This is a genomic window from Limnobacter litoralis (genome assembly GCF_030160455.1).
Lineage (GTDB): Bacteria > Pseudomonadota > Gammaproteobacteria > Burkholderiales > Burkholderiaceae_B > Limnobacter > Limnobacter litoralis.
The window spans coordinates 57,087-82,323 of sequence record NZ_BSOJ01000018.1 but is presented as its reverse complement, the minus strand read 5'-3'; the positions used below and the strand labels follow the sequence as shown (position 1 = coordinate 82,323).

23 protein-coding genes are annotated in these 25,237 nt (G+C 52.4%); 9 read left to right on the top strand and 14 right to left on the bottom strand.

Going from position 1 to position 25,237, the window contains the following annotated elements:
* Positions 1 to 114 precede the first annotated feature (114 nt).
* The 4 genes from rpsO to QQJ87_RS09710 form a co-directional block, all read right to left on the bottom strand.
* Complete coding sequence (gene rpsO / locus QQJ87_RS09725) at positions 115 to 384, bottom strand: 30S ribosomal protein S15 (RefSeq protein ID WP_284281490.1); 270 nt, start codon at positions 382 to 384, stop codon at positions 115 to 117.
* A 118-nt stretch (positions 385 to 502) separates the two neighbouring features.
* Positions 503 to 2,044, bottom strand: a complete 1,542-nt coding sequence (locus tag QQJ87_RS09720) for a 2-isopropylmalate synthase (protein WP_284281489.1) — start codon at positions 2,042 to 2,044, stop codon at positions 503 to 505.
* Positions 2,045 to 2,068: 24 nt separating this feature from the next.
* On the bottom strand, positions 2,069 to 2,890 hold the full coding sequence (gene pssA, locus QQJ87_RS09715; protein ID WP_284281487.1) for a CDP-diacylglycerol--serine O-phosphatidyltransferase: 822 nt from the start codon (positions 2,888 to 2,890) through the stop codon (positions 2,069 to 2,071).
* Positions 2,891 to 2,892: 2 nt separating this feature from the next.
* A complete protein-coding gene (locus QQJ87_RS09710) occupies positions 2,893 to 3,537 on the bottom strand; it encodes a phosphatidylserine decarboxylase (RefSeq protein WP_284281485.1) in 645 nt (214 codons plus the stop codon).
* Between the two features lie 198 nt (positions 3,538 to 3,735).
* On the opposite strand from QQJ87_RS09710, the gene QQJ87_RS09705 reads away from it, so the two are divergent.
* Complete coding sequence (locus QQJ87_RS09705; RefSeq protein WP_284281484.1) at positions 3,736 to 5,634, top strand: inositol phosphate phosphatase SopB; 1,899 nt, start codon at positions 3,736 to 3,738, stop codon at positions 5,632 to 5,634.
* Positions 5,635 to 5,703: 69 nt separating this feature from the next.
* Here QQJ87_RS09705 and ilvC read toward each other — a convergent pair whose 3' ends face one another.
* Genes ilvC through QQJ87_RS09690 form a run of 3 tightly spaced genes read right to left on the bottom strand, consistent with a single transcriptional unit; the run spans position 5,704 to position 8,989 of the window.
* The gene (gene ilvC, locus QQJ87_RS09700) at positions 5,704 to 6,720 is read right to left on the bottom strand and encodes a ketol-acid reductoisomerase (protein WP_284281483.1); all 1,017 of its coding nucleotides are present in this window, start codon (positions 6,718 to 6,720) and stop codon (positions 5,704 to 5,706) included.
* 46 nt (positions 6,721 to 6,766) lie between these two features.
* Complete coding sequence (gene ilvN / locus QQJ87_RS09695) at positions 6,767 to 7,258, bottom strand: acetolactate synthase small subunit (protein WP_284281482.1); 492 nt, start codon at positions 7,256 to 7,258, stop codon at positions 6,767 to 6,769.
* 18 nt (positions 7,259 to 7,276) lie between these two features.
* A complete protein-coding gene (locus QQJ87_RS09690; protein ID WP_284281481.1) occupies positions 7,277 to 8,989 on the bottom strand; it encodes an acetolactate synthase 3 catalytic subunit in 1,713 nt (570 codons plus the stop codon).
* A 112-nt stretch (positions 8,990 to 9,101) separates the two neighbouring features.
* Between QQJ87_RS09690 and QQJ87_RS09685 the strand changes: the two genes are divergently transcribed.
* From QQJ87_RS09685 to QQJ87_RS09665, 5 genes are all read left to right on the top strand, one after another.
* Complete coding sequence (locus QQJ87_RS09685) at positions 9,102 to 9,224, top strand: hypothetical protein (RefSeq protein WP_284281480.1); 123 nt, start codon at positions 9,102 to 9,104, stop codon at positions 9,222 to 9,224.
* A gap of 116 nt (positions 9,225 to 9,340) precedes the next feature.
* Positions 9,341 to 9,907 carry an RNA polymerase sigma factor gene (locus QQJ87_RS09680; protein WP_284281479.1) on the top strand — a complete coding sequence of 189 codons (567 nt, stop codon included), beginning with the start codon at positions 9,341 to 9,343 and terminating at the stop codon, positions 9,905 to 9,907.
* A complete protein-coding gene (locus QQJ87_RS09675) occupies positions 9,900 to 10,442 on the top strand; it encodes a DUF3619 family protein (RefSeq protein WP_284281478.1) in 543 nt (180 codons plus the stop codon). The genes QQJ87_RS09680 and QQJ87_RS09675 overlap by 8 nt, the downstream gene beginning before the upstream one ends.
* The gene (locus QQJ87_RS09670; protein WP_284281477.1) at positions 10,417 to 10,938 is read left to right on the top strand and encodes a DUF3106 domain-containing protein; all 522 of its coding nucleotides are present in this window, start codon (positions 10,417 to 10,419) and stop codon (positions 10,936 to 10,938) included. The genes QQJ87_RS09675 and QQJ87_RS09670 overlap by 26 nt, the downstream gene beginning before the upstream one ends.
* The gene (locus QQJ87_RS09665) at positions 10,935 to 11,435 is read left to right on the top strand and encodes an RDD family protein (RefSeq protein WP_284281476.1); all 501 of its coding nucleotides are present in this window, start codon (positions 10,935 to 10,937) and stop codon (positions 11,433 to 11,435) included. Before QQJ87_RS09670 ends, QQJ87_RS09665 begins: the two co-directional genes overlap by 4 nt.
* On the opposite strand, the gene QQJ87_RS09660 is transcribed toward QQJ87_RS09665, so the two are convergent.
* From QQJ87_RS09660 to QQJ87_RS09635, 6 genes are all read right to left on the bottom strand, one after another.
* On the bottom strand, positions 11,421 to 12,407 hold the full coding sequence (locus QQJ87_RS09660) for an aminotransferase class I/II-fold pyridoxal phosphate-dependent enzyme (RefSeq protein ID WP_284281475.1): 987 nt from the start codon (positions 12,405 to 12,407) through the stop codon (positions 11,421 to 11,423). The genes QQJ87_RS09665 and QQJ87_RS09660 overlap by 15 nt on opposite strands.
* Entirely contained in the window at positions 12,397 to 13,863 is a 1,467-nt protein-coding gene (locus QQJ87_RS09655) for a SpoVR family protein (RefSeq protein WP_284281474.1), read from the bottom strand. The genes QQJ87_RS09660 and QQJ87_RS09655 overlap by 11 nt, the downstream gene beginning before the upstream one ends.
* Positions 13,860 to 15,164 (bottom strand): YeaH/YhbH family protein, encoded by a 1,305-nt coding sequence (locus QQJ87_RS09650; protein WP_284281473.1) that lies wholly within the window; start codon positions 15,162 to 15,164, stop codon positions 13,860 to 13,862. The genes QQJ87_RS09655 and QQJ87_RS09650 overlap by 4 nt, the downstream gene beginning before the upstream one ends.
* Before the next feature lie 37 nt (positions 15,165 to 15,201).
* A complete protein-coding gene (locus QQJ87_RS09645) occupies positions 15,202 to 17,166 on the bottom strand; it encodes a PrkA family serine protein kinase (protein WP_284281472.1) in 1,965 nt (654 codons plus the stop codon).
* A 200-nt stretch (positions 17,167 to 17,366) separates the two neighbouring features.
* Positions 17,367 to 19,142 (bottom strand): MFS transporter, encoded by a 1,776-nt coding sequence (locus tag QQJ87_RS09640; protein ID WP_284281471.1) that lies wholly within the window; start codon positions 19,140 to 19,142, stop codon positions 17,367 to 17,369.
* An 85-nt stretch (positions 19,143 to 19,227) separates the two neighbouring features.
* Entirely contained in the window at positions 19,228 to 21,723 is a 2,496-nt protein-coding gene (locus tag QQJ87_RS09635; RefSeq protein ID WP_284281470.1) for an acyl-CoA dehydrogenase, read from the bottom strand.
* A gap of 366 nt (positions 21,724 to 22,089) precedes the next feature.
* Between QQJ87_RS09635 and QQJ87_RS09630 the strand changes: the two genes are divergently transcribed.
* The 3 genes from QQJ87_RS09630 (at position 22,090) to QQJ87_RS09620 (ending at position 24,110) form a co-directional block, all read left to right on the top strand.
* Positions 22,090 to 22,554, top strand: a complete 465-nt coding sequence (locus tag QQJ87_RS09630; protein WP_284281469.1) for an SRPBCC family protein — start codon at positions 22,090 to 22,092, stop codon at positions 22,552 to 22,554.
* A 66-nt stretch (positions 22,555 to 22,620) separates the two neighbouring features.
* Positions 22,621 to 23,676, top strand: a complete 1,056-nt coding sequence (locus tag QQJ87_RS09625) for a saccharopine dehydrogenase family protein (protein WP_284281468.1) — start codon at positions 22,621 to 22,623, stop codon at positions 23,674 to 23,676.
* 89 nt (positions 23,677 to 23,765) lie between these two features.
* Positions 23,766 to 24,110: a DMT family protein gene (locus tag QQJ87_RS09620; RefSeq protein WP_284281467.1), complete on the top strand. Its 345-nt coding sequence runs from the start codon at positions 23,766 to 23,768 to the stop codon at positions 24,108 to 24,110.
* A 43-nt stretch (positions 24,111 to 24,153) separates the two neighbouring features.
* On the opposite strand, the gene QQJ87_RS09615 is transcribed toward QQJ87_RS09620, so the two are convergent.
* Positions 24,154 to 25,017, bottom strand: coding sequence for a L,D-transpeptidase Cds6 family protein (locus QQJ87_RS09615; RefSeq protein WP_284281465.1), 864 nt, complete (start codon positions 25,015 to 25,017; stop codon positions 24,154 to 24,156).
* Between the last annotated feature and the right edge of the window lie 220 nt (positions 25,018 to 25,237).

Genomic DNA, 25,237 nt, shown 5'->3' with positions numbered 1-25,237 from the left:
AATAACTCCGACGGGCCACATCTGCCCTACGGGAAACCACCAATTAAAACACAAATGCCCGCAACCGGGGTTGCAGGCATTCGAGTCAAATCAACGGCTTGTAATGGTGACCAATTACTTACGCAGTCCAAGCTTACCAATCAGTGCTGAATAAGAGTCGGCGTTGGTGCGCTTGAGGTAATCAAGCAGCTTGCGACGACGTGAAACCATGCGCAGCAGGCCACGACGTGAGTGATGGTCTTTTTTGTTCAGCTTGAAGTGCTCTGACAGCTCATTGATGCGTGCTGTCAACAGGGCCACCTGTACCTCGGGAGAACCTGTGTCACCTTTGGCGCGTTGATATTCGGCTACGATTGCCGCTTTGTTGATATTTTCAACTGACATTTTCAAAACTCCACTTGCGAAAACTTCAGCCCGATTGAGCCGAAATTCCGTGTAAAAAAAGCCACCTGACCACCAGGTGGCTAACCGAGCCCGTATTGTAGGGCAATTTCACAAAAAATCAAACCTGCGGGTTCACTTTTTCATGCTTGGAGCGCAATTTGTTCAAAGCCGACAGATAAGCCTTGGCAGAGGCCACCACGATGTCCGGATCTGCGCCCACGCCATTGACGATACGACCCGCCTTCTGCAGGCGCATGGTTACCTCACCCTGACTTTCTGTTGTTCCGCTGGTAATGCCATTCACAGAAAACAACAAAAGCTCAGCACCGCTCTGCTCCACTGATTCAATGGCTTTCACCGTGGCGTCTACTGGCCCATTGCCCTCAGATTCTGCCGTTTGCTCTGCACCGTTGACCGAATAGACGACGCGTGCAGTCGGTCTTTCGCCTGTTTCAGAACGCTGGCTCAGTGCAATAAAACGATATTGCTCGGGATCTTCCCCAGCGACCTCTCCAGACACCAAGGCGTGAATGTCCTCGTCGAAAATTTCTGCCTTGCGGTCCGCGAGGTCTTTGAATCGCTGAAATGCGTCATTCAGGGCCTGCTCGGAATCCAGTTGAATGCCCAGCGCCTCGAGACGCTGCTTGAACGCATTTCGACCAGACAACTTGCCCAGAACGATCTTGTTGGCACTCCAGCCCACGTCTTCGGCCGTCATGATTTCGTAGGTTTGACGGGCTTTCAACACGCCGTCCTGGTGAATACCGGAAGCGTGTGCAAAAGCATTTGCACCTACGATGGCTTTGTTGGGCTGAACGACAAAACCCGTGATGTTTGAAACCAGTTTGGACGCTGTCACGATCTGACGCGTGTCAATACCCACATCGAGGTCAAAGAAGTCACGTCGGGTCTTGACTGCCATCACCACTTCTTCAAGCGAGCAGTTGCCTGCCCTTTCACCCAGGCCGTTGATGGTGCATTCAACCTGACGGGCGCCACCAATCGAAACCCCAGCCAGTGAATTGGCCACTGCCATACCCAGATCGTTGTGACAATGCACCGACCAGACCGCTTGGTCCGAATTGGGCGTCAACTCGCGAAGCTGGCGAATGAAATCGCCATACAGTGAAGGCACGGCATAGCCCACGGTGTCTGGAATGTTGATTGTGCGCGCACCTTCCTTGATCACAGCTTCGCAAACCTTGGCCAGAAAGGGCAGCTCGGACCGATAGCCGTCTTCAGCCGAAAACTCAACATCATCCGTGTATTGACGGGCAAATCGAACAGCACGTATTGCTTGCTCCAGCACCTGGTCAGGCGACATGCGCAATTTGACTTGCATGTGCAGCGGCGAGGTGGCGATGAAGGTGTGAATTCGCCGGCGCTCAGCAGGCGCCAGCGCATCGCCGGCTCTTGAGATGTCTTTGTCGTTTGCACGGGCCAAAGAGCAAACAGTGGAATCTTTGACCACACTGGCGATGGCCTTGATGGACTCAAAATCCCCATTGCTGGATGCAGCAAAACCGGCTTCGATGACGTCTACTCTCAGCTTTTCGAGTTGCTTGGCAATCCTGATCTTTTCTTCGCGCGTCATAGAGGCGCCGGGGCTTTGTTCACCGTCACGCAGTGTGGTGTCAAAAATAATCAAACGGTCAGACACGATGAATTCTCCGATGTGGGGTGTTCAGAAGTGGTTGTCTCGTTCCATGTCCATGCCAGAAATGCGCTGACCACGAAGCTTCTTAATTAAATACACCACATAGCCAGACAGACCGTACAGCACAAACACACCAAACAACACCTTGGGCGGGTCTTGAGAGACCAAAGCAAAGCCCAGCGGAATGAGTGCGAGCACAAGAAAAGGCACACTGCGCCTGAAATGAAAATCTTTGCCACTGAAAAAAGGCACACTGGACACCATCGTCAGACCTGCGTACAAGGTAATGACCCAGGCCGCCCAATCCAGATCCGCACCCGCCATTTTTGCATCATCCATCACCCAGACAAACCCCGCGACCAGCGCGGCGGCAGCCGGACTTGGAAGCCCCTGAAACCAGGCCTTGTCCAGCACTGCTGAATTGGTGTTGAAACGTGCCAGGCGCAAGGCAGCTCCAGCCACATACACAAAGGCGGCAACCCAGCCCAGTTTTCCCATCCCTTTCAAGGCCCATTCGTAAATAATGAGCGCGGGAGCCGCCCCAAAGGACACCATGTCGGCAAGGCTGTCATATTCAGCGCCGAATGCACTTTGGGTGTTTGTCATTCGAGCCACCCGGCCATCCAGACTGTCCAGCACCATGGCGGCAAATATTGCCACTGCGGCGTTTGAAAACGCCATGCTCATGGCCTGCACAATGCCATAGAAACCACAGAACAAGGCTGCCGTAGTAAAAAGGTTGGGCAGTAAATACACGCCTTTGCGCGGCGGCATCGGGGGGCGACCCAGGCTGGTGGCGACGTGGTTCCGCCGCGCACCAAAACGGTTCTTGTTCCGCTTCAAGGCCATGTTCAAGCCACCAGTTCAGCGAGGATGGTTGACGACGCAGACACCTTGTCGCCAATCGCCACCTTGGGCACGCTCTCGGGAGGCAAATACACATCCACGCGTGAACCAAACCGAATAAAACCGTAACGCTGCCCCTTGTCTACCGCATCACCTGCCTTGGCATAGCAGAGAATACGGCGCGCCACCAGACCGGCCACCTGAACGGCAGTGACAAGAACGCCAGACGCAGTTTCAATGACGATGGCATTGCGCTCGTTCTCAGTGCTGGCCTTGTCCAGATCCGCATTGACAAACTGGCCCGGAAAGTAATCCACGCTTTTGACTGTTCCAGGAACAGGAATGCGATTGGAGTGCACATTGAACACATTCATGAATACCGAAATCTTCAGCGCATCGCGCTGAGCGTATGGATCATTGACACGCTCAACAGCGACGATTCTGCCGTCTGCCGGGGACACTACGGCGTTGGCCTGGCTCGGAATGAACCGGGGGGGATCACGAAAGAACTGCAAAACAAAGAGAAACAGGATCCAGGCGATGGCCGCAAGGAATGTAAGGCCGAATGATTGCAGAGCAAATGCAAGAATGGCGGTGATCGCCAAAAATGGCCAACCCTCGCGGGCAATGATTGGATGTGGATAGTTCATGTGTTGTTATAGTTGGTTGGACTCAAATCGATTTTATAAGACAAAAAGACACACAATCCAGAGATACCGTGCAGTTTGATTAATAAGAATCTGAAGACTACGCTCTATTTTGCCTTTTGACCGTTCAATTAATATACATGCTCGGAACTTGATTTAGGCTTTTGTAACAAAGGCTAGGTACCCGACCCTCAGCCCGACATGCCAACCATCAGATCCTGCAAAGCCCCTGTATTCGACAGTGGGTCAAAAAGTGCCTCCTCGCAAAAGCCACACGGGCTTGTGAACGCGGCTCACTTCATTGCGAAAAATCTACTTTCTTCCTTGCAGGACGCATTGAAAGTGGGCAGAAACCTTGCGCCCGGGGACCTCCACAAAGCGGCGTCCACTGACCACGCCATACACTTCAAACTTCTGCAATGCAAGGCAGCCATTTCAGCAATTGATCAAATGGCGCATTCCGGGGTGGCCGCGAATCGGGCTCCCTTTGAGACCATCAAGGCCCAATTGAGAAATTTCATGCAAGCACAGGAGGTGAGCGCACTTCGGCATGAATCAAGTAGCCAGCCAAATGATCTTAAAAAGACAATTGGCGGCAAATACAAAACCTCAACCCTGAAAGACTGGAAAGGCCAGTTCAAAGCTGAACAGTCAAGCTGGGTTCTACTGGGCCGACAAAACAAAGCGATACCCAGTGGCACCAAATACATGCATATTCGCACGGGTCTTGCCAGTTACATACGTGGGCAATTATTGAGGGCCGGGTACAACGCCCTGCCGATTGACGTTCTGGATAACATGATTTTTCAGGAATGCGTCAAAAACCTGAACAGACAGCCATGGAAGCCGCTGAGCAACTCAATCTCACTGTCAGCACGAATCAATGGGCTTAGCGCACGATGGCATTCCTTTTACACGCGTCATACGCCCGCTGCAATGTTGGACGAGGCGCTGGCGAGGTCCTATCAGAGGGATGCCGTGCAAGGTATCTGCAGCTATTCCACAGCGGAAGGCAAACACGCAGTCAATCTCTGGAAAACTGAGTTTGGGCCTGAGCGCAACCACACACAACCGGAGGCCCGACATTTTCATTTTTCAGGTTTGAGACACGGAGTACACGACGCCTACCAAATTAAGCCATCACAAAATCAGGGAACAAGTCGAGAGAGCGCCAACGACAATCGTGTGGCGGAATTTGTACATGCAGCCTTTCTTGCCCATCTCGATAAACAGGGAATAAAGCCTGCCGAATTAGAAAAACAACAAGAGGTTGAATTCAATGTGGTGTCCGTGAATTTGCTGACACCGCTCGGGAGGGAGTCGAAAATGATTGGCCATCAGACCGCTGCTTTCAGGCGTGCCGAGCAAAAAGGCGTTGAGTTGCACCTGAATGGACCCCATGGCAACACAATGAAAGTACTCGTTAAGCCCCAATTTATTGCATTTAACACCCCCGTCAACGCGGTAAGCCTCAGCCACACTGGCCAACTGCTGGGTATTACGCGAACCTCTGACCGCATGAACAAGGCTGGACTGACCGAGTTGATCGGCTCAACCAAAACGAACGCCACAATTGGGGGCCTGGCGGGCGCTCAATTGGCGAAACTCAAGGCAGAGCTCAGGACTACTTCCAGCATGGAGGCTTGGAAGCAAAAAAGTCTTGAAATAAAGACACTGGAACAACTGGTCGCGCAGGTGCGATGCATTTGGCAGAAGCGGCTTCATCACAGTGTGGGCGATGAACCTTACAAACTACCGGTCAGGTTGTTGGCCATCGCAAATGCCTGCAGCAGTGTTCCAGCATTCAATTGCAAAAGCGGCAAGGATCGCACAGGGCAACTGAACGTCGAAATCCGGGATTTTTACGCGCACCTGTGCATGCATGAAGGAAAGCCGCGCGAAATCAATCAAGAACGCATCGGTTTGGCAAAAACAAATTATCAAAAATTGTTTGAGGGCTGCGGCGACAGGGAAATTCAAACACTCAACACAGGGGTCTCTGGCAGCAAAGCTCAACTGAATTTTTATAACAAATTAATGGACACACCCAACGCCACAATTAATCGGGTAAAAGGCCTGTCGCGTTGGGTCGGCACTTGAAAACATGAAAAAGCCCCGCCAGGTCGAACTGACCGGGCGGGGCTTCCGATGACCCTTAAAAACGGTCGATCAGTTCTTGGACTGGTCAACCAGTTTGTTTTTGCTGATCCAGGGCATCATGGCACGAAGCTGGGCACCTACCACTTCAATGGGGTGCTGTGCATTCAGGCGACGACGAGCCGTCATTTCAGGATAGTTTGTTTTGCCTTCCAGAATGAAGCGCTTGGCATATTCACCATTTTGGATGTTGGTCAGACATTCTTTCATGGCTGCACGGGCCTGATCGGCGATGACGCGTTGACCAGTCACGTACTCACCATACTCCGCATTGTTGGAGATTGAATAGTTCATGTTGGCAATACCGCCTTCGTACATCAGGTCAACAATCAGTTTGAGTTCGTGCAGACACTCGAAGTAAGCCATTTCGGGGGCGTAACCTGCCTCAACCAGTGTTTCAAAACCGGCCTTGACCAACTCAACGGCACCACCACACAATACGGCTTGCTCGCCGAACAGATCGGTTTCAGTTTCTTCGCGGAAATTGGTTTCGATCACACCACCTTTTGTGCCACCGTTGGCTGCAGCGTAGGCCAGCGCGATGTCATGGGCATTGCCGGTTGTGTCCTGATAAATGGCGATCAGTGAAGGCACACCACCGCCCTTCAGGTACTCAGAACGCACAGTGTGGCCGGGTCCTTTTGGCGCGATCATGATCACGTCGATGTCGGCGCGAGGAACAACCTGGTTGTAGTGCACGTTGAAGCCGTGAGCGAACGCAAGCGCAGCGCCAGCCTTGATGTTGGGTGCCACTTCTTTGTTGTACACATCGGGAATGTTTTCATCGGGCAGCAGGATCATGACCACATCTGCTTCTTTGACGGCGTCGGCCACTTCCTTCACCTTCAGGCCCGCGCCCTCGGCTTTGGACCAGGACGCACCACCCTTGCGCAGACCCACAGTCACTTCAACGCCTGAGTCACGCAGGTTTTGCGCGTGGGCATGGCCTTGTGAACCATAACCAATGATGGATACTTTTTTCTTCTGGATCAATGACAGGTCAGCGTCTTTGTCGTAATAAACTTTCATTTCTATTCCTTCGGTTTAAATTCGGTTTGTATGGATTGCAGCCGGGTTACACGCGCAAGATGCGCTCGCCCCGACCAATGCCTGAGCAGCCCGTGCGGACCGTTTCAAGGATGGCAGAGCTGTCAATTGCACTGAGGAAGGCGTCCAGCTTGGACTTGTTGCCTGTCAATTCAATGGTGTAGCTTTTCTCGGTGACATCGATGATGCGGCCACGGAAAATGTCGGATGTGCGCTTGATTTCCTCACGTTCCTTGCCCACTGCGCGCAATTTTATCAGCATCAGCTCGCGCTCGATATGCGGGCCATCCGTAAGTTCAACCACTTTCACGACCTCAATCAGCCGATTGAGGTGCTTGGTGATTTGCTCAAGGATGTCGCTAGAGCCGACAGACACGATTGTCATGCGTGACAGCGTTTCATCTTCAGTGGGAGCAACGGTCAGCGTTTCGATGTTGTAGCCCCGGGCAGAAAACAGCCCGACCACCCGCGACAACGCGCCCGGTTCGTTCTCAAGAAGAACGGAAATAATGTGTCTCATTTTGCCTTCTCCTTGAAATTAGAGGTCTTCTGAACCCAGAAGCATTTCAGTCAATCCTTTGCCGGCTTTCACCATGGGCCACACGTTTTCCGTGCGATCTGTGATGAAGTCCATAAAGACCAGTCGATCTTTGTGTTTGGTAAAGGCCTCGCGGAGAACCGGTTCAACATCTGAGGGCTTGGTCACCTGAATACCAATGTGGCCGTAGGCTTCGCAGAGTTTGACAAAGTCAGGCAACGCGTCCATGTAAGACTCGGAATACCGTGACCCGTAATCAAGCTGCTGCCACTGACGCACCATACCCAAGTATCGGTTGTTCAAGTTCACGACTTTGGGCGTGAAGTGATATTGGAAACAGGTGGACAACTCTTGAATATTCATTTGAATTGAAGCTTCGCCCGTAATACAAGCCACCATGGAGTCTGGATTGGCCATTTGCACGCCCATTGCGTACGGCAGGCCCACGCCCATGGTGCCCAAACCACCGGAGTTAATCCAGCGACGAGGCTTGTCGAACTTGTAGTATTGGGCTGCCCACATTTGATGCTGACCCACGTCCGACGTGATGAACGCGTCGCCACCTGTGACTTCCCAGAGCTTCTCGACCACGAACTGGGGCTTGATGACTTCGTCCGATTTGGTGTATTCGAGACATTTGCGTGAACGCCAGCCTTCAACTTGATCCCACCAGGATTGAAGTTTGCCCTGATCAATCCGTTTGCCGCTTTCTTCGAGCAGGGCAATGATGTCGACCAGCACGTCCTTCACGTTGCCCACAATGGGAACATCCACCTTGACCCGCTTGGAAATAGAGGATGGATCAATGTCGATGTGGATGATTTTGCGTGGAATGGACGCAAAGTCTTTCGGGTTGCCGATCACACGGTCGTCGAAACGTGCACCCACGGCGATGAGTACATCGCAGTTTTGCATGGCCATGTTGGCTTCGTAAGTGCCATGCATGCCGGGCATGCCGACAAATTTTTTGTCGGTGGCCTTGAATGCACCCAAGCCCATCAGTGTGTTGGTGCAAGGCGCGCCTGTCCATTCGACCAATCGAGTCAGTTCAGCAGAGGCGTCGGCCAGAATGGCGCCGCCGCCTGAATAGATCATTGGGCGCTCGGCCTCAAGAATCATTTGAACCGCTTTCTTGATTTGCCCCTGGTGGCCTTTAACCACTGGGTTGTATGAACGCATTTCGACAGGGGCCGAATAGTCAAATGTGGTCTTGTGCGTTGTGATGTCTTTGGGGATGTCTACCAGCACTGGACCGGGACGGCCGGTGCGCGCAATGTAGAAAGCCTCTTTCATGACCCGGGCCAGATCTTTAACGTCTTTCACCAAGAAGTTGTGTTTGACACAAGGGCGAGTAATACCCACGGTGTCGCATTCTTGAAAAGCGTCTTGCCCAATGGCATGGGTAGGAACCTGCCCGGACAGGATCACCATCGGGATGGAGTCCATGTAGGCCGTGGCAATGCCTGTGACTGCGTTGGTCAGACCTGGGCCTGAAGTAACCAGACACACACCCACTTTGTTGCTTGAACGAGAATAAGCGTCTGCCGCATGAACGGCCGCTTGTTCGTGACGGACGAGAATGTGCTCAAAGCCGTCTTGCTTGAAAATTGCGTCGTAAATGTAAAGTACTGCGCCGCCTGGGTAACCAAACACATGTTTGATGCCTTCGGCTTCAAGACACTTCACTACGATTTCCGCGCCTGTGTATTCCATTTCTAATCTATCCTGACAAAAACCACGGGAATTTGATCGGATGCCTTCCTGAATCGCGAAGCCGCCGTGGGGCACAGGCTTTATAGAAATGAACCACCTTGTGGGTAAGAACATGTCACAAAGCGCTGGCGATCTCGGCCCGATTGTGTCGGGCAGGTTGGCCATGGGCATTCAATTCACCGGAACTGAAGCCCTAGCGCGTCTTTTGCTGACGCAACAAGGGTATGCTGGCTAGCTAGAGACATTTTTAGGGTAGTAGGCGAGGATAGTTCGTAACGCGCAATTGGTCAAGAGAATTTGACCTGCGCTTTGCTATGATGAGCGAAATTTTTTACAATTGTTGAATGATCGATGGCAAGTTCAGTTGAACTCGAAAATTTTCTGAAAGAGGTGTCCAGCCGGGCGTTTCGGCAGGCTCTTTTTTCCGTAAAAAACGAGGAAACCGCACTGGACATGGTTCAGGAAAGCATGATGAAGCTTGCTGAACGCTACGCCGACAAACCCATTGAAGAAATCCCGATGTTGTTCACGCGCATCTTGCAAAACAACATCCTCGACTTTCACCGTCGACAGAAAGTACGGAACACCTGGACTTCCCTGTTTTCAAGCTTTCAGAAAAATGGTGAGGAAGAATACGACATTCTAGAGACCCTGCTGGCCAAAGACGATTCGATGCACGACAGTGCGGAAACCGAGGTGGACAGGGACCAGACCATGTCATTGATAGAAAAAGCAATTGAAACCTTGCCGGACCGTCAACGAGAGGCCTTTCTGCTGCGTTATTGGGAAGAGATGGACTTGGCGGAAACGGCAAAGATTATGGGTTGCTCCGAAGGCAGTGTGAAAACACACTGTTCCAGGGCGACCAAGGCACTGGCAGCGGCTTTGAGGCAGCAAGGATTTGGGCGAGATGAATGAGGAACTTAGGACAATATTGAAGGTGCGCCAAGCACTGGATGAGTCGGCCCGGCGTTGTGCTGCGCCGGTGCAGGATCGCTTGAACCTGGCCATCGCCAGCGCCATGGCAGTTCATGCACAAAAGCTGTCAGATCAGCCAGCGCAAGTGCCAGCACCACGACAGCCCAAACCGTTGGTGACGCCCGGGCACGCCTTGGGCGAGTTTTGGAATGGTGTTATTCAGTGGGTCAATCAGCCCGCCTTGTCGTTTGCGGTCAGTGCGGCCTTCGTAGTGGCTGCAGTCACGGGCATTGTTCACACGGGCGAGCAGTATTACGACGCCAAGTTGACCGAAGTGGCGAATCTGGACGCCGAAATTCTGGGTGATGACCTGCCGCCATCGGCTTACGTGGATTCGGGTTTTGTAGGTTACACCAGTCAGGAAGCCTCTCAGGAGCTGCTTCAAACAGACGATCAAATTAACCAATGGATGGATTCCATTCCAGCCCCACAACCCGCGGGTGGTTCAAATGCAGCGTCAACTCCGACCAGCTAAAGGCCCAAGCATGCGCTTGTCAGAAAACCGATATTCCCGGCTGGCTTCATGGCTGGCCACATTGGGGCTGCTTTTCATATTGGCTTTACAGTCGCACGCGGTGCTTGCTGCCACGTCTTGGTCTTCACTGAACAGCAAACAACAGGAGCTCCTCTCTGGTCTGCAACCGGAGTGGAATCGCATGAGCGATTCTCAAAAAGAGAAATGGATCAAGGTTAGCAAAAAATATGAAAAAGCCAGCCCTGAAACTCAGGAAAAGATGCGTGATCGGGTAACCGTGTGGGCCAACATGACGCCCGCTGAAAAAGAGGCGGCCCGACGAAATTACAAGGCCCTTCGCGATCACAACAGGGGCGAACGCAACTCCAACTGGAACAGCTACCAGGCCCTGAAGCCGGATCAAAAAAACCAGTACAAAGAGTCACAGGTGGAGCGCAGGGAGCAGACCGACCTCAATCCGTTTCTGACTCCTGGGGCTGCAGCATACAACCGATGACTTTTGCACTGGACAATGGATTAGTTGGACCGAGTCGAAAACGACTGTTTGCCTGTGTGGTTTACGAGGCTTTGTTGCTTTTTGGTGTTCTTTTTATTGCCGGCTATTTGTTCGACACGCTGACCCAAAGCCACTCTGGACTTACGGTTCGCCACCAAAGGCAAGCTTGGCTGACCTTGGTTCTCGGCGTGTATTTCGTCTGGTTCTGGACGCATGGCGGACAAACCTTGGCTATGAAAACCTGGCACATTAAATTGGTGAACAGCGCCGGGGAACCCCTTAAAATTACCACTGCAGTGATTCGCTTTGCAATGGCGCTGTTTTTAACACCCACGGGCTTGAGTTTTGTTTATTCCTGGATCGATCGACAAGGGCAATTTCCTCATGATCGATTGCTTGACACCCGACTGGTCATCAGCCAACCGACCCGCCGTGGTGTTGAAAGTGTTCTGCGCTCTGAATCAGAGCACGCCGAGAACAGTTCAAGCCTCACCTAATTTCAGTGAACGTATGGCTTTGTCCAGACGATCCCACTGACTTTCATCCCGTGGCAGTCCGCAGCGAACAAGATGGGTGTCTGCCTCATAAACCCTGACCAAAATCCCAATTGCTTCAAGCTGCTCAGCGATCAGTGAAGCCTGATCGTGCTCGAAACTGACGAAGTATCCACCTTGATAACACCGAGTGCCTGTACCAAGGCAATCTTGCCAAAGCGCTGCCAAACGGCTTGAACCACTGGCAAGCAAAGCAATTTGAGATTCACGCCAGAGCTCTGCATCGAAATAATGCAGGGCAAGCCACCACTGAGCCGCTGAAACAGCCTGCGTGCCGACTTCATTCAACAACGCTGTGCACACTGATTTGGGCGCGCAAACAAAAGCAAGATTTGCCCCTGGCAGCCCGCTGAAGGGGGCCATTGATCGCAAGACGATGGCAGGCGATGCCTCAATAAATGACGTGTAGGACTCTTCGCCGGTCCAATCCAGATAAGCCTCATCCAGAATGAGCCATCCACCCTGCTCTCTCAGCCGGCTGGCCAGTTTGCGAACCTGCGAAATTTCAATCATTTGACCTGTTGGATTGACGGGGCGGCCTAGCACGACGACGTCACATTCCGGTATTTCACCTTCAAGAATCAGCTCAACCGGCCAATCCAGCACGATGTGACTCGCCCGTCGAAACCGGGTGTCCCATTGATCGAAACCCGGCTCGGCTAGCACCACACGCATGGAACCATGCCAAGTCTGAAACAATCGGGCCAAAGCAGAAATTCCACTCTCAATGCCAGTGACCGCCAGCACCGCCTCACATTCAAAAAAAGACCTCGCTTTTGAATGAAACTGACTGCGTAGGGAATCCGGATGGTTCCATATTGAAGCAGGCATATCGGGGACAGGTAAACACACAGGCGAAACCGAGCCCGACAAGTCGAGCTTGGCTTGCGCTTTGAATTGCGTGTCAATGTGCATCTTCACATTCCAGGATGACAGGAAAACCCCACAAACGCTCCACGAAGGCCAGTGTCTTTTCACTTTCGGCGGCCTCCAAAGGACGGCCACGGCGGTTGGTGTAAGTCAGGGTCAATGAACGGTCGGTCATTCTCGCATAAGCGCTGACCTGAATATCGGGCACCATGTTTTCTCGGGAATATTGGTCCGCCAACAGGGAGCGGATTCGACGATAGCCTTCATCGTTGTGGATACTGTCGATGTAGAGATCGCTCTGATCTTTGTGGTCTGCGATGGCAAACAATCGAAAATCGCGAATGACCCTGGGCGACAGGAACTGCCGGATGAACGATTCGTCCTTGAAATTGCGCATGGCGAAGTCGAGGACTTTCAGCCAGTCGCCAGCCCCGGCAATGTCCGGGAACCATTCGCGATCCTCCGGGGTCGGGTTTTCGCACATTCTGCGTATGTCACTGAACATGGCGAAGCCAAGCGCATAGGGGTTAAGCGCACGGTATTTCCCATCCCGCGAATCAGGCTGAAACACCACATTGGTGTGCGAAGTCAGAAATTCAAGCATGAAACCGTCGGTGACCTGATCGGTGTCATACAGGGTATTGAGCAAGGTGTAGTGCCAAAAGCTGGCCCAGCCCTCATTCATCACTTTGGTTTGGCCCTGCGGATAGAAATACTGCGCCATCTTGCGCACGATGCGCACCAACTCTCGTTCCCAATCTTGAAGCTTGGGTGCCTCTTTCTCGATGAAATACAACAGATTTTCGACGGGCTCAGGTGGGTATTTGTCCTTTTCACGCTCGATGCTGGCAGCTTCCTTGGGGGACACGCGCGCCATGATTTCATCGTACTGCCGGCGTTTTTCCTCAACCAGTTCATCACGACGTGCCCGCACAGAGGCTTCGGATTCAAACCGCCGCTTGTAGCGGTCTACGCCAAAGTATTGCAGGGCGTGGGCAGCGTCCAGCACTTCTTCAACGGCTTCGAATCCATACTTCTCCTCACATTCCATGACGTATTTTTTGGCGAAAACCAAATAATCAATGATGGCATCGGCCTGGGTCCACTGCCTGAACAGGTAATTGCCCTTGAAAAATGAATTGTGACCATAACAGGCATGGGCAATCACCAGCGCCTGCATGGTCATGGTGTTCTCTTCCATCAGATAAGAGATGCAGGGATTGGAATTGATGACAACTTCGTAAGCAAGGTTTTGCTGCCCGGTCTGGTACAGGTGCTCATTGACCGAATAGGATTTGCCATAGCTCCAGTGCGGGTACATGACGGGCATTGCACCGCTTGAGTAGGCATCCAGCATTTGTTCCGCACTGATGACTTCGATTTGATTGGGGAAGGTGTCCAGCTTGTAAGTGTTGGCTGCAATGTCGTGAATTCGCTCGTCGGCCTCGCGAAGCAGCTCAAAGGTCCATTCGTTGCCAGCCCGGTCCAGTTTTCTGTTCATGGTGTTGCTCCACTGAGAGCCATGGCACTTTTCTTTTCAAAAAGCCCCCTGAACACGGGATAGATGTCTCGCCGGCTGAAGAGTTTACGCATGGCAAAGTGACCAGAAAACTCGTCCTCGAGTGACTCAAAATGCTCCCAAAGGTCCGATGCTCGGGAAATGCCGAACATGGGCGCGGGCATTGTCTCAACATAGGCGTAATAACGCACCTGGGGCATGATTTGTTCAGCAAGGTAACGGGCACTGCGTTGTGCATCCCGAGAGGTGGCATCTCCGTCTGACGCTTGCGCAACGTACACGTTCCAGGCGGAGCCCGGATAGCGGTCCTTGATGATGTCGTGCATCAGCTCCATTGCAGGGTAGACCTCGGTGCCGCCGCTTTTTTTGCCAAAAAAGAAGTCCTCTTCGCTGACCTCCTCTGCCTCATCGGTGTGCCGGATGAACACCAGCTTGACCTCTTCGTATTTGCGGGTCAAAAACAGGTACAACAGGGTGTAAAACCGCTTGGCCAGGTCTTTCTTGGATTCATCCATCGAGGCAGAAACGTCCATCAGACAGAACATGACTGCATTTGTGGAGGGTTCTGGGTACACGATACGATGCCTGTACCGCAGGTCCACCTCATCCAGGAAGGGCACATACTGATTCTTTCGAGACTCCCGACCCTCGGCAACCACTGTCTTGGTGCGCTCCAGGCCGACGTCTTCCTCGTCAGGCTCTTCAGGCTCTTCATCCTCGTCCTCTGAAAGCGCGTTTTCCATGGCCATTCGGCGCATCAATGACGCCTTCATGGTTCGGATGACCGATAGCGCCGTTGGCGCACCCGACTTGGAAAAGCCCGCATTTCGACTTTTGAACGACTTCACCGTCGAAATTTCGCGCTTGAGCAGTTCCGGCAGTTCAAGATCATCAAAATAGAGATTGAGGAACTCTTCACGCGACAGCACGAAAGTGAAGGTGTCTTCACCTTCGCCCTGCCCCGCCTCGTTGCCTTGCCCTTGGCCCTCGCCCCCTTTGGGTCTGGGTATCCGGTCGCCTGGCGTGAAATCGCGGTTTCCGGGCACCACGCGCTCGACATCCCCACCCTGACCGTACACCCAAGTGGGTTCGGTCACCTCGCGGGCAGGAATTCTTACTTTGACTTTACCGGGTTGGCTGACGTCGGAAATGGATGACTCACCCGCGACGTCAGACACCGCTTTCTTCAGTTGCGACTTGTAACGGCGAATGAAGCGTTCCCGATTGGGCAAGCTTCTGTTTTTACCGTTCAAGCGCCGGTCAATGATGGTCGAATCGCTCATCGCAATCACCTCCTGCGGTGGCTGTTTACGTGAGGTTTCAGGATGCCTTTTTCACGCGCAGGTGCCACTCAACCAGCAAGCGCACCTGTTTTTCGGTGTATCCCTTGGTAACCATACGTGCCACAAAATTTTCATGTTTCTCTTTGCTTTCCTTGGAACCCTTGGCATCAAAGGAGATGACGGGCAACAGGTCTTCGGTTTTGGAGAACATGCTTCGCTCGATCACCTCACGCAGCTTTTCGTAACTGGTCCACAGCGGCATTTGACCTGAATTGCTGGCCTGGGCACGCAACACAAAGTTGACCACTTCGTTGCGGAAGTCTTTGGGGTTGGCGATACCTGCAGGCTTTTCAATCCGGTTAAGCTCTTCGTTCAGGGATTCCCTGTCGAAGATCTGACCTGTAGCCGGATCGCGGAATTCTTCGTTTTGTATCCACTTGTCTGCGAATTGGATGTAGCGCTCGAACAGGTTCTGGCCGTATTCACTGTAGCTCTCCAGATAGGCTGTCTGAATTTCCTTGGCCACAAACTCGGCGTAGCGTGGGGTCAGGTAGCCCTTGATGAAATCGAGCAGCTTGCGGGTCTGTTCCTCGGGCAGATTGTCTTTAATGACCTGTTGCTCAAGCACATACAAGAGGTGAACCGGGTTGGCCGCAACCTCATGATGGTCAAAGTTAAAGACTTTGGACAACACTTTGTAAGCCCACCGGGTTGATGAACCCTGCATGCCTTCGTCGGGGCCGGCAGCGTCACGGTATTCTTGAATGGGCTTGGCGTGCGGGTCCACGTCCTTGAGATTTTCACCGTCATACACCCGCATTTTGCTGAACAGATTGCTGTTGGCGGGCTCTTTGAGACGAGTAAGCACGGAAAACTGGGCCATCATCTTCAGGGTGCCTGGGGCACAAGGTGCATGGCGGAGCGAAGAATGCTCCAGCAGCTTTTCGTAAATTTTGATCTCTTCAGACACGCGCAGGCAGTAAGGCACCTTGACGATGTACACGCGGTCTAGAAAGGCCTCATTGGTTTTGTTGTTGCGGAACTGCGTCCATTCTGATTCGTTGCTGTGCGCCAGAATAATGCCGTCAAACGGAATGGAGCCAAACCCTTCTGTGCCCTTGAAGTTGCGTTCCTGGGTGGCCGTTAGCAAGGGGTGCAGCATCTTGATGGGGGCCTTGAACATTTCGACAAATTCGAGCAAACCCTGGTTGGCCAAACAGAGACCGCCCGAGAAGCTGTAGGCATCGGGATCGTCTTGGGAATATTGGTTTAGCTTGCGAATATCGACCTTGCCAACCAAGGCCGAAATGTCCTGGTTGTTTTCGTCACCAGGTTCGGTTTTGGCGATTGCCACCTGATTCAATGTGGATGGCACCAGACGCACCACTTTGAACTTGCGCAAATCACCACCAAACTCAGCCAGCCGTTTGGTCGCCCAGGGGCTGGCAATGCCTGTCAGGTAACGGCGTGGAATGCCGTATTTGTCTTCCAGCGATGTACCAAACTGGACTGGATCAAAAAGGCCCAGAGGGCTTTCATTGACGGGGGAGCCTTTCAGGGCGTAGATCGGCATATTCTCCATCAGCGCTTTCAGGCGTTCAGCCAGAGAAGACTTGGCACTGCCGACAGGCCCGAGCAAATAAAGCACCTGCTTGCGCTCTTCAAGTCCTTGGGCAGCGTGCCGGAAGTAAGCAACGATGTTCTCGATCACCTCTTCCATGCCGTAAAAGTCTTCAAAGGAAGGGTAACGGCGAACCACGCGGTTGCCGAAAATTCGGGACAGCCTGGGGTCACTGCGGGTGTCAATCTCCTCGGGGGTGCCAATGGCCTTGAGCATCCGCTCTGCGGCACTGGCGTACACCAAAGGATCTTCTTTGCAGAGGTGAAGGTAATCTTCAAGGGACATCTCGGTTTGCTGCATGTTTGCAAATCGGGATTGGTATTGACCGAAGATGTCGGTCTCGCTGGAATTCAAATCGCTTTTGCCCAATTCAGTGTTCATGATGTCCTCCTTCACAACGCTGCTTTGTACTTACTCGAATCCTATTTCGCGCCTTTTTTCACAAACCGGTTTGATGATTAAGCTGCAAAAAGCAAGCCAACTCAGGCGCTTCATTTTGGTGCAGTTTCAATTCGGTTCAGTGTCAAAAGTTAACTCCTTTGTGTTCACTATCCTCTTGAGCTGGCCATTAGGCCAATCGATCAAAAGGGTGGGCTGTCATTACTTAGACGCAAAACGACACGATTCATTCCGTCCATTTTGGTCTTTTCTTCAAAAAACTCAAGCACGGTCATGCGGACACCCTTGCGCGCCAACACAAGCGGCAACTCGTCGAGCTTGTATTGTTTTCGAAGCAATTCAAACATGGGCTTGTCGATGGCGATGGACTGGCCGGCCTGAATTTGCTTGGCAATGCGCTGAATCAATTGACGCTGGCTTGCGTCTTCAGACAATTTTGAAAATTCAAAGACAAATTCTTTTTTTCTGAGCCACTCGACAAATCTGGAGCTTTTGAGACGGCCAGAGAGAACAACCGCAAATGGCATCGAAACGCTGGACATTCGGGCCAGATAATCAGTGTGCAGCAAGGTGGGAAACACAAGCAGACAACCACCTTGAGGTGGCGGGTCTTCCAGCCCTTGCACAAGCTGCAACTGGCGGGCCCGCACACGCAGCAACAGGCGAGCGCGCAACAACAGATAACTGTTTCGACGGCACCAAGCAATCAAGATGAGCAAGTTGAAGATGGTGACGGCAGCAAAGACCCAAAGTACCTTGCCACGCGTTAGCCAAAGAATGCCGACAGACATGATGGCAGACACAACCATAAACATGGCATTGACAATGTTGTTGGCGGAAACCACACGCGATCGACTGATTCTGGGCGCGTAGGCCTGCATCGCGGTGTAAAGCGGGACACTGTACAGACCCACGCCAACACTGATGACCAAAAACAGAAAACACATCTCAAGGTGCACTGGATCCAGAAAAAACTGCCCCAAGTCCACCTGCCTGACCGCGGGCTGGTGATCGATCAGCGCTTGATGGAGAACTAACCCGCCAAGCGCCATCATCAGAAGCCCCCAAGGGACCAACCCCATTTCTATGCGTTTGTGCGACCACCTTTCACACAGAAATGCGCCCAAGCCAAGCCCGGCCGTAAACAGAAAGAGCAGAAATGTGGCAACCCCCGGGCTGGCGTTTAGCACAACTTTGGTCAACAACGGAAACTGGGTCAGATAGGTGGCACCCACAAACCACAGCCATGAAATACCAAGCAGGTAAGGCCACACCTGCGTCAAATTACGGGCAAAGCGGATGTTGTGCCAAGTTTCAGTCAGGAAATTCCAGTTGACCTTCAGATCGGCGTGCGCCGAGGGTGTTAAAGGCATTTGGCGAGAAGACCACACACCCGCCAGTGCGACACAGAAGGCAAATCCACACACGGCATACACCGCAATGGACGCCGAGGAGTGACTCATCAAGGCACCACCTGCGATGGTGCCGAGCAAAATGGCGACAAAGGTGGCTGTTTCAACCAATGCGTTGGCGAGCACCAATTCGCGGGCCTGCATTTGCTCAGGCAGGTAAGCGTACTTGGCAGGACCAAAAAAGGCGGCCTGTGTACCCAGCAGGAACAGGGCTGCCATCAAAATGTAGACTGAATTCAGCACAAACCCCAAGGTCGTCAAAATAACGATGGGAGGCTCCAGGTATTTGGCCATGCGCATGACCTGCGTTTTGTCATACTTGTCAGCCAACTGGCCACTTGTGGCTGAAAACAGAAAAAACGGAAGAATAAACAGCGCAGCAATTAGATTGACCAAGAGGCCGGGGGAGTAGGTACCGCGCAATGAATCGTTGAAGGTGACGGCAAGTGTGACTGCAAACTTCAACAGATTGTCGTTGAATGCGCCCAGAAATTGCGTCGTGAAAAACGCGCCAAATCGCTTTTCAGTAATCAGGTGTTTTGTCATGCATTCAGCATATCTGAAACAGGCCCGCTACAAAACAAAAAGCCCGCATCAATGCGGGCTTTTTGATTGCGACGTGGCTTTTTGATTAAGCCGCTTCGCGATACTCCACCACAGGCTTGACGTTCATTTTTACATCGGGAATTGCGCCAGCCGAGGCCAGGTATTCCTTGCTGAAATCGTCGGTCAAGATGGCATCGAATCGCATGGGTTCAAACTCACGGATGCCCTGAGCCAATGCAGCGTCAATAACCCGCTTCTCGACTGCGTCTTTCAATTGCGCTTCAAGACCGTCACCCACAACCTTGCCGGAAGACACTGCCTTCAGGAAGTTGCTGTACCCAGGCTCGATCGACAACAGTTTGTCAGCCGCTTCCAGAATTCGGCCTGTCGGATCGGAAGAACCTTCGCCCACAAACACCTTGTCCAGCAGACGCTCGGCAAACACGTTACGGGTCATCAGCAATTCAGCCGCATCCGCATTCAGGGAGTCGCTTGGGCCTTTGCATTTGCCCATTCCGAATGGGAACGCCACGAAGCTCAACAGACGACCAACAGCCTTGTTGGGGAAGTTGCGGTTGAATTCGTTCAAAGCCTTGTCGATTTCAGCCAGTGAATCTTCAAGCGCCCACTTGGCATGGACCAGTTCTTCGGCGTTGCGTCCGTTGGTTTCATAATACTTGATGACAGCAGAAGCCATGTACAAGTGGCTGAGCACATCGCCAAGACGGGCAGACAGACGCTCACGGCGCTTCAGTTCACCACCGAGCACACCCATGGCCACATCGGCTGTGAAAGCCAGCGCTGCAGAGCGGCGCTCAATTGCCTTGGCGTAAGGTGCCATTTCACCAGAGACTGGGCTCTTGGCCAGACGATTACCGGTCAAACCGAGCACCAGAGCGCGAATTGCGCGGTTCACGATGTGACCCAAGTGACCGAAGAATGCCTTGTCGAAGTCACGCAGTCCTTCTGCCTTGTTCGGGTTCTGGGCGGCTTGCATTTCCTTCAAGACCCAGGGATGACAGCGGATGGCACCCTGACCAAACACGATCAGGTTGCGGGTCATGATGTTGGCGCCTTCAACTGTAATGGCAACCGGCATGGCCTGATAAGCCTGCCCCAAATAATTGCGTGGGCCAAGAATGACGGTACGACCACCATGAACGTCCATGGAACGCAGAATGATTTCACGCATCATTTCGGTCATGTGGAATTTCATCATCGCGGTGATGACTGAAGGTGCGCATTCAGCACAGGCAGTCGCAGTCAAAATGCGCGATGCTTCAAGTTTGTAGGTCAAACCAGCGATCTTGCCTGTGGCTTCCTGAACACCCTCAAACTTGCCGATTGGCAATTTGAACTGACGGCGAATGCGGGCGTAGGCACCCGTGGCAAGGTACATGCCCCAGCCAGAGGCAGCAGACAGGGCTGGCAATGAAATACCGCGACCCGCAGACAGGCACTCAACCAACATGCGCCAGCCTTTACCGGCCATTTCACGACCGCCAATAATCGAGGTCAATGGAATGTAAACATCTTTACCGAAAATTGGGCCGTTCATGAAGGCCGCACCGGGGTAATGACGACGACCAATGTCAACGCCCGGTGTATTCGCTTCAAGCAAGGCACAAGTGATGCCGTATTCGGTCTTGTTAGGGTCACCCAGCAGACCGTTGGGGTCTTTCAATTTGAAAGCAAGACCCACCACGGTGGCCACTGGCGCCAAGGTGATGTAACGCTTGCTGAAGTTCAGCATGATGCCGAGTTCTTCTTTGCCATTGACCTTGCGCTTGACCACAACGCCCGTGTCGGGAATTGCAGAGGCGTCAGAACCCACCTCAGGGCCAGTCAAACCGAAACATGGAATTTCGGTGCCATCTACCAGACGTGGCAACCAGTATTTTTTCTGCTCGTCTGTGCCGTAGTGCATGATCAACTCGCCTGGGCCCAATGAGTTGGGAACCATAACGGTGACCGACGCTGTCAATGAGCGAGTGGCAATTTTTGCGACCACACAAGACTGCGCGTATGGAGAGAAACCGAGACCGCCGTGCTCTTTGGAAATCAACATGGCGAAAAACTTGTTCTTGCGCATGAAGTTCCAGACTTCCTCTGGCAGATCTTTCAGTTCGAAAGACACTTTCCAGTCATCCACCATTTTGCACAGTTGCTCAGTTTCATTCTCCAGGAACGACTTTTCATCGGCAGTCAGTTCGGTGAATTTCACATTCATCAGCTTGGACCATTCAGGCTTGCCACCGAACATTTCGGCTTCCCACCAAGTGTCGCCAGCTTCCAGAGCGTCTTTCTCGGTCTGACTCATCGCGGGCAACGCTTTGGAAAAAGCTTTGAAAATCGGAGCGCTGAGCACTGCGCGGCGCAAACCGGCCACGTTCAGCAACAAAGCGACGGGCACGTAAATGGCTGCGAACACGATCAAACCTGTTTGGCCAAGGCCACCCAGTCCGTAAAAACCAAGGGCGACCAGACCCACAACGGCGGTGAATGTGAACAGACTGGCTGCCCTGTACACCAAGCCAATCAGCACCAAGGCTGACAATGCGGCAAAGAGAACGTTTGACATAAAAACTCCTCGGGTTTATCAAAGTTACTTGAGCGTAACATGCGCTTTTACTGCCGCGATGTCAACCTCATTGCACCAAAAACAGGCCGAATTTTCTAGAGCAGAAACTCAAAAAAAACAGGCAGTTAATGTGCAGCGCACCATAAAAATGACGCACCCCTCCAGACATGCTCTTTTTTAGTGATTTATGAATTGATTTATAAATGCTGCGTCGCAACAAGCCAATCTGTTACCAGAGAACCTTGTTTGCAGGCACTGAATACCCTGCAATCAAAGACAAGTCGACGGCGCACTATCGGTTCTCGCACCCACCGATTAACGCTACACTTCAGATATAAGCAATACCAGACAACAAGCGAGGAGATTATGGCGGTAGACATCAAGGTTTCCATTGACAAAAAATTCGACGTGGCTTGCAGCGCAAAAAAGGCATTTGACCAATTGGTTGACGTCGCCAGCACTGTAACCATGTTTCCCAAGCTCGACAAAATCGTAGACCTGGGTGATTCCGTTTGGCGCTGGGAAATGGCCAAAATCGGTGCCGCTGGCATTTCGCACCAAGTAAAGTACACCGTCAAATACAGCAACAATGGCTCAAGCACCATTGATTGGAACCCGGCACCTGGCGAAGGCAATGCCACCGTGAGTGGCGGCTGGGTCATCACTGCGAAAGGAGACAAGGCCTGTACGATCGGTTTCAGGTCAACGGGTGAGTTCGAGATGCCAGTGCCAAGGCTGATGAAAGGCATCGCGGAAGGCATCGTAAAGTCAGAATTTGATGGACAGGTCAGCACCTTCCTGGACCGAATTAAAGCCAAGCTTGAATCCTGATCTTACAACACCCCCAAAGCCCCCTGGTTTGCCAACCCGGGGGTTTTTCACGCGTGAGGAGACGCAATGCCCTGGATGATTTATGGCGCAAATGGCTACACCGGAAACCTGATTGCCCGTGAAGCGGCCAAACGCGGCCTGAAGCCAGTGCTGGCAGGACGTAACGAAACAGCCCTGCAAGCCCTGTCGAATGAACTCAATTTGCCATACCGGACATTCGGATTGGACGAGCCTGAAGCTTTGCTGGCTGGCCTGGACAATATTGACCTGGTGTTGCATTGTGCCGGGCCTTTTTCTGTGACCGCGGAACCGATGATGTTGGCTTGCCTCGAAAAACGGGCCCATTACCTCGACATCACTGGCGAGATCAGCGTGTTCGAGCTGGCTCAGTCACTGAGTGCGAAAGCCAAAAAGCAGAAAGTAGTGCTGTGCCCCGGCGTTGGCTTTGATGTCATCCCGACTGATTGCGTAGCAGCCAGACTGCATGAACAGATGCCGGATGCCATAACCCTCGCATTGGGCTTTGATTCCCGAAGCGGACTGTCTGCCGGCACTGCCAAAACCACGGTTGAAGCCATGAAAAATGGCGGACAGATTCGATCCGATGGCGTGATCCAACGGGTGCCTCTTGGCTACAAAACCCGAGAAATCAACTACGGCAACGGCACCAAATTTTCAGTCACAATTCCTTGGGGTGATGTGTCAACAGCCTTTCACAGCACGGGCATTCGAAACATTGAGGTTTACATTCCCTCCTCGCCGAAATCCGTACGCATGATGAAAATGGCCAACTTGGCGAAGCCGCTTTTGGGACTTTCAGTGGTTCAAGGCGTGATGAAAAAGCAGGCTGCGAAGGTGGAAGGCCCAACCGAGGCGGCGCGTGCCAAGATGCCCGCTTTTGTGTGGGGAGAGGTCACCAACCCCGAAGGAAAAAAGCTGGTCGCCCGCTTGCGAACCATCAACGGGTACTCTTTAACCGTGCTAGGTTCTCTGGCAATCGCCAGTTACATCCTGATGGAAAAATCCATTCCTGGTGGCGCCTACACGCCTTCCAAGCTGATGGGCAGTGACTTCGTTGAAAGGCTAGACGGCTGCGGAAAAATCCAATTGTTCGAAAACTGAATAAATTCTTAAGTTGATTGTTTACAAACCCGCCCATTGGCGGGTTTTTTTATTTATAGTGGCCGCAGTTTTCTTTGGAGCAGTAATCAATGAATCCTGTCTACAGTACCGTTGGGTTGCTGATTTGCAGCAACATTTTCATGACTTTCGCGTGGTACGGTCACCTCAAAGAGCTCAACAACAAGCCGTGGATTATCGCGGTGGTGGTCAGTTGGGGAATTGCCTTTTTCGAATACCTGCTGCAGGTGCCAGCCAACCGAATTGGCTACACCCACTTCACCTTGGGGCAGCTCAAGATCATTCAGGAAGTGGTAACCCTGTCTGTGTTTTTACCATTCTCGATCTTCTTCATGAAAGAGCCACCCCGCCTCGATTATCTGTGGTCTGGCATTTGCCTGATGGGCGCGGTGTATTTCATGTTTAGAGGCAAATAAAAAAGGAGGCCGAAGCCTCCTTTTAAACGCTGTCGAATCTACATCACTTCTTGTCGAAGCTTTCGCTTTGGATTTTCCAGGAACCGGAAGCCTTTGACAGTACGAGAGTCTTCTCGCCTGAGTCGGTATAGCCGTCCGATGTGTAGTCCTGCTTGAAGGTGACATTGGCCAGAGAATCAGACTGCATGCTGATTTTGACGTCAGACACGTTGACGCTGATGGAACCAGGTTTGCCAAGACGCTGCTTGCGCTGAGCCACCCATGCTTTGCGTGACTTCATGTGGTGCTCGAAAGTGTCGGCATAGTAACTCAGGTACTTGTTGACATCCTTGGAAGACCAGGCCTGGGCCCAACCATTGACCATGTCATTGATTGCAGCAGCATCGTCAACTTGCCCACCGGTTTCCATAGAAGGGGCTGGCGCTTCCACCGAGGCACCCAGATCAACTGCTGGTGCCGCCGCTGCAGGCGCAGGTGCGGGTTCAGCGGGCGCTGGCGCAGCGGGCGCTTCACCTGCTTTCACGATGCTGGGGGGAGGTGGTTCCAGCTCAGCAAGCTTGACCACCTTGTAATCCTGGAAATAAACCGCGTAAGGCACGTATTTCTCGCCATCGTTGCCGTTTTTCTTCAACACATAATCCCAGCGCTTTTCGTTTTCCTGATTACTCAGCATGGGTGGCCCAAGGCGATTGCGCACCTCGAGTGGGGTCATGCCCAGTTTGATTTTGGCGAGATCAATCGGTGTGATGAATTCACGGGGCGAGGCGTTGTCGAACTCGGAATCAAGCGCCTCAGGCACGTCACGAATGGAGTGCATGTTGCTACAGGCGCTGAGAACCACAACCGAGAGGGCCATCGAGGCCCTGACAAAAAATCGGGTTGCACGGGCTCGATCTAGTTTGTTCAAAATGAGTCTCCCATTAAGGTGTTATTGTATTTGCTTGGTCTAATAATAAAGGATTGTCGCCAAACGCAAGGCCGAATGCCCAACAATTGACCACATCGCCTACATCTTAGACAAAGCTTTTGAATTTGATAAGTGCAAAAATACAGATATTCAAGAACTGCTTTGCGTTTAAAGCGAATTCCCCATCAATTCGATAGAAATTTTGAATTGAACGCGTAGT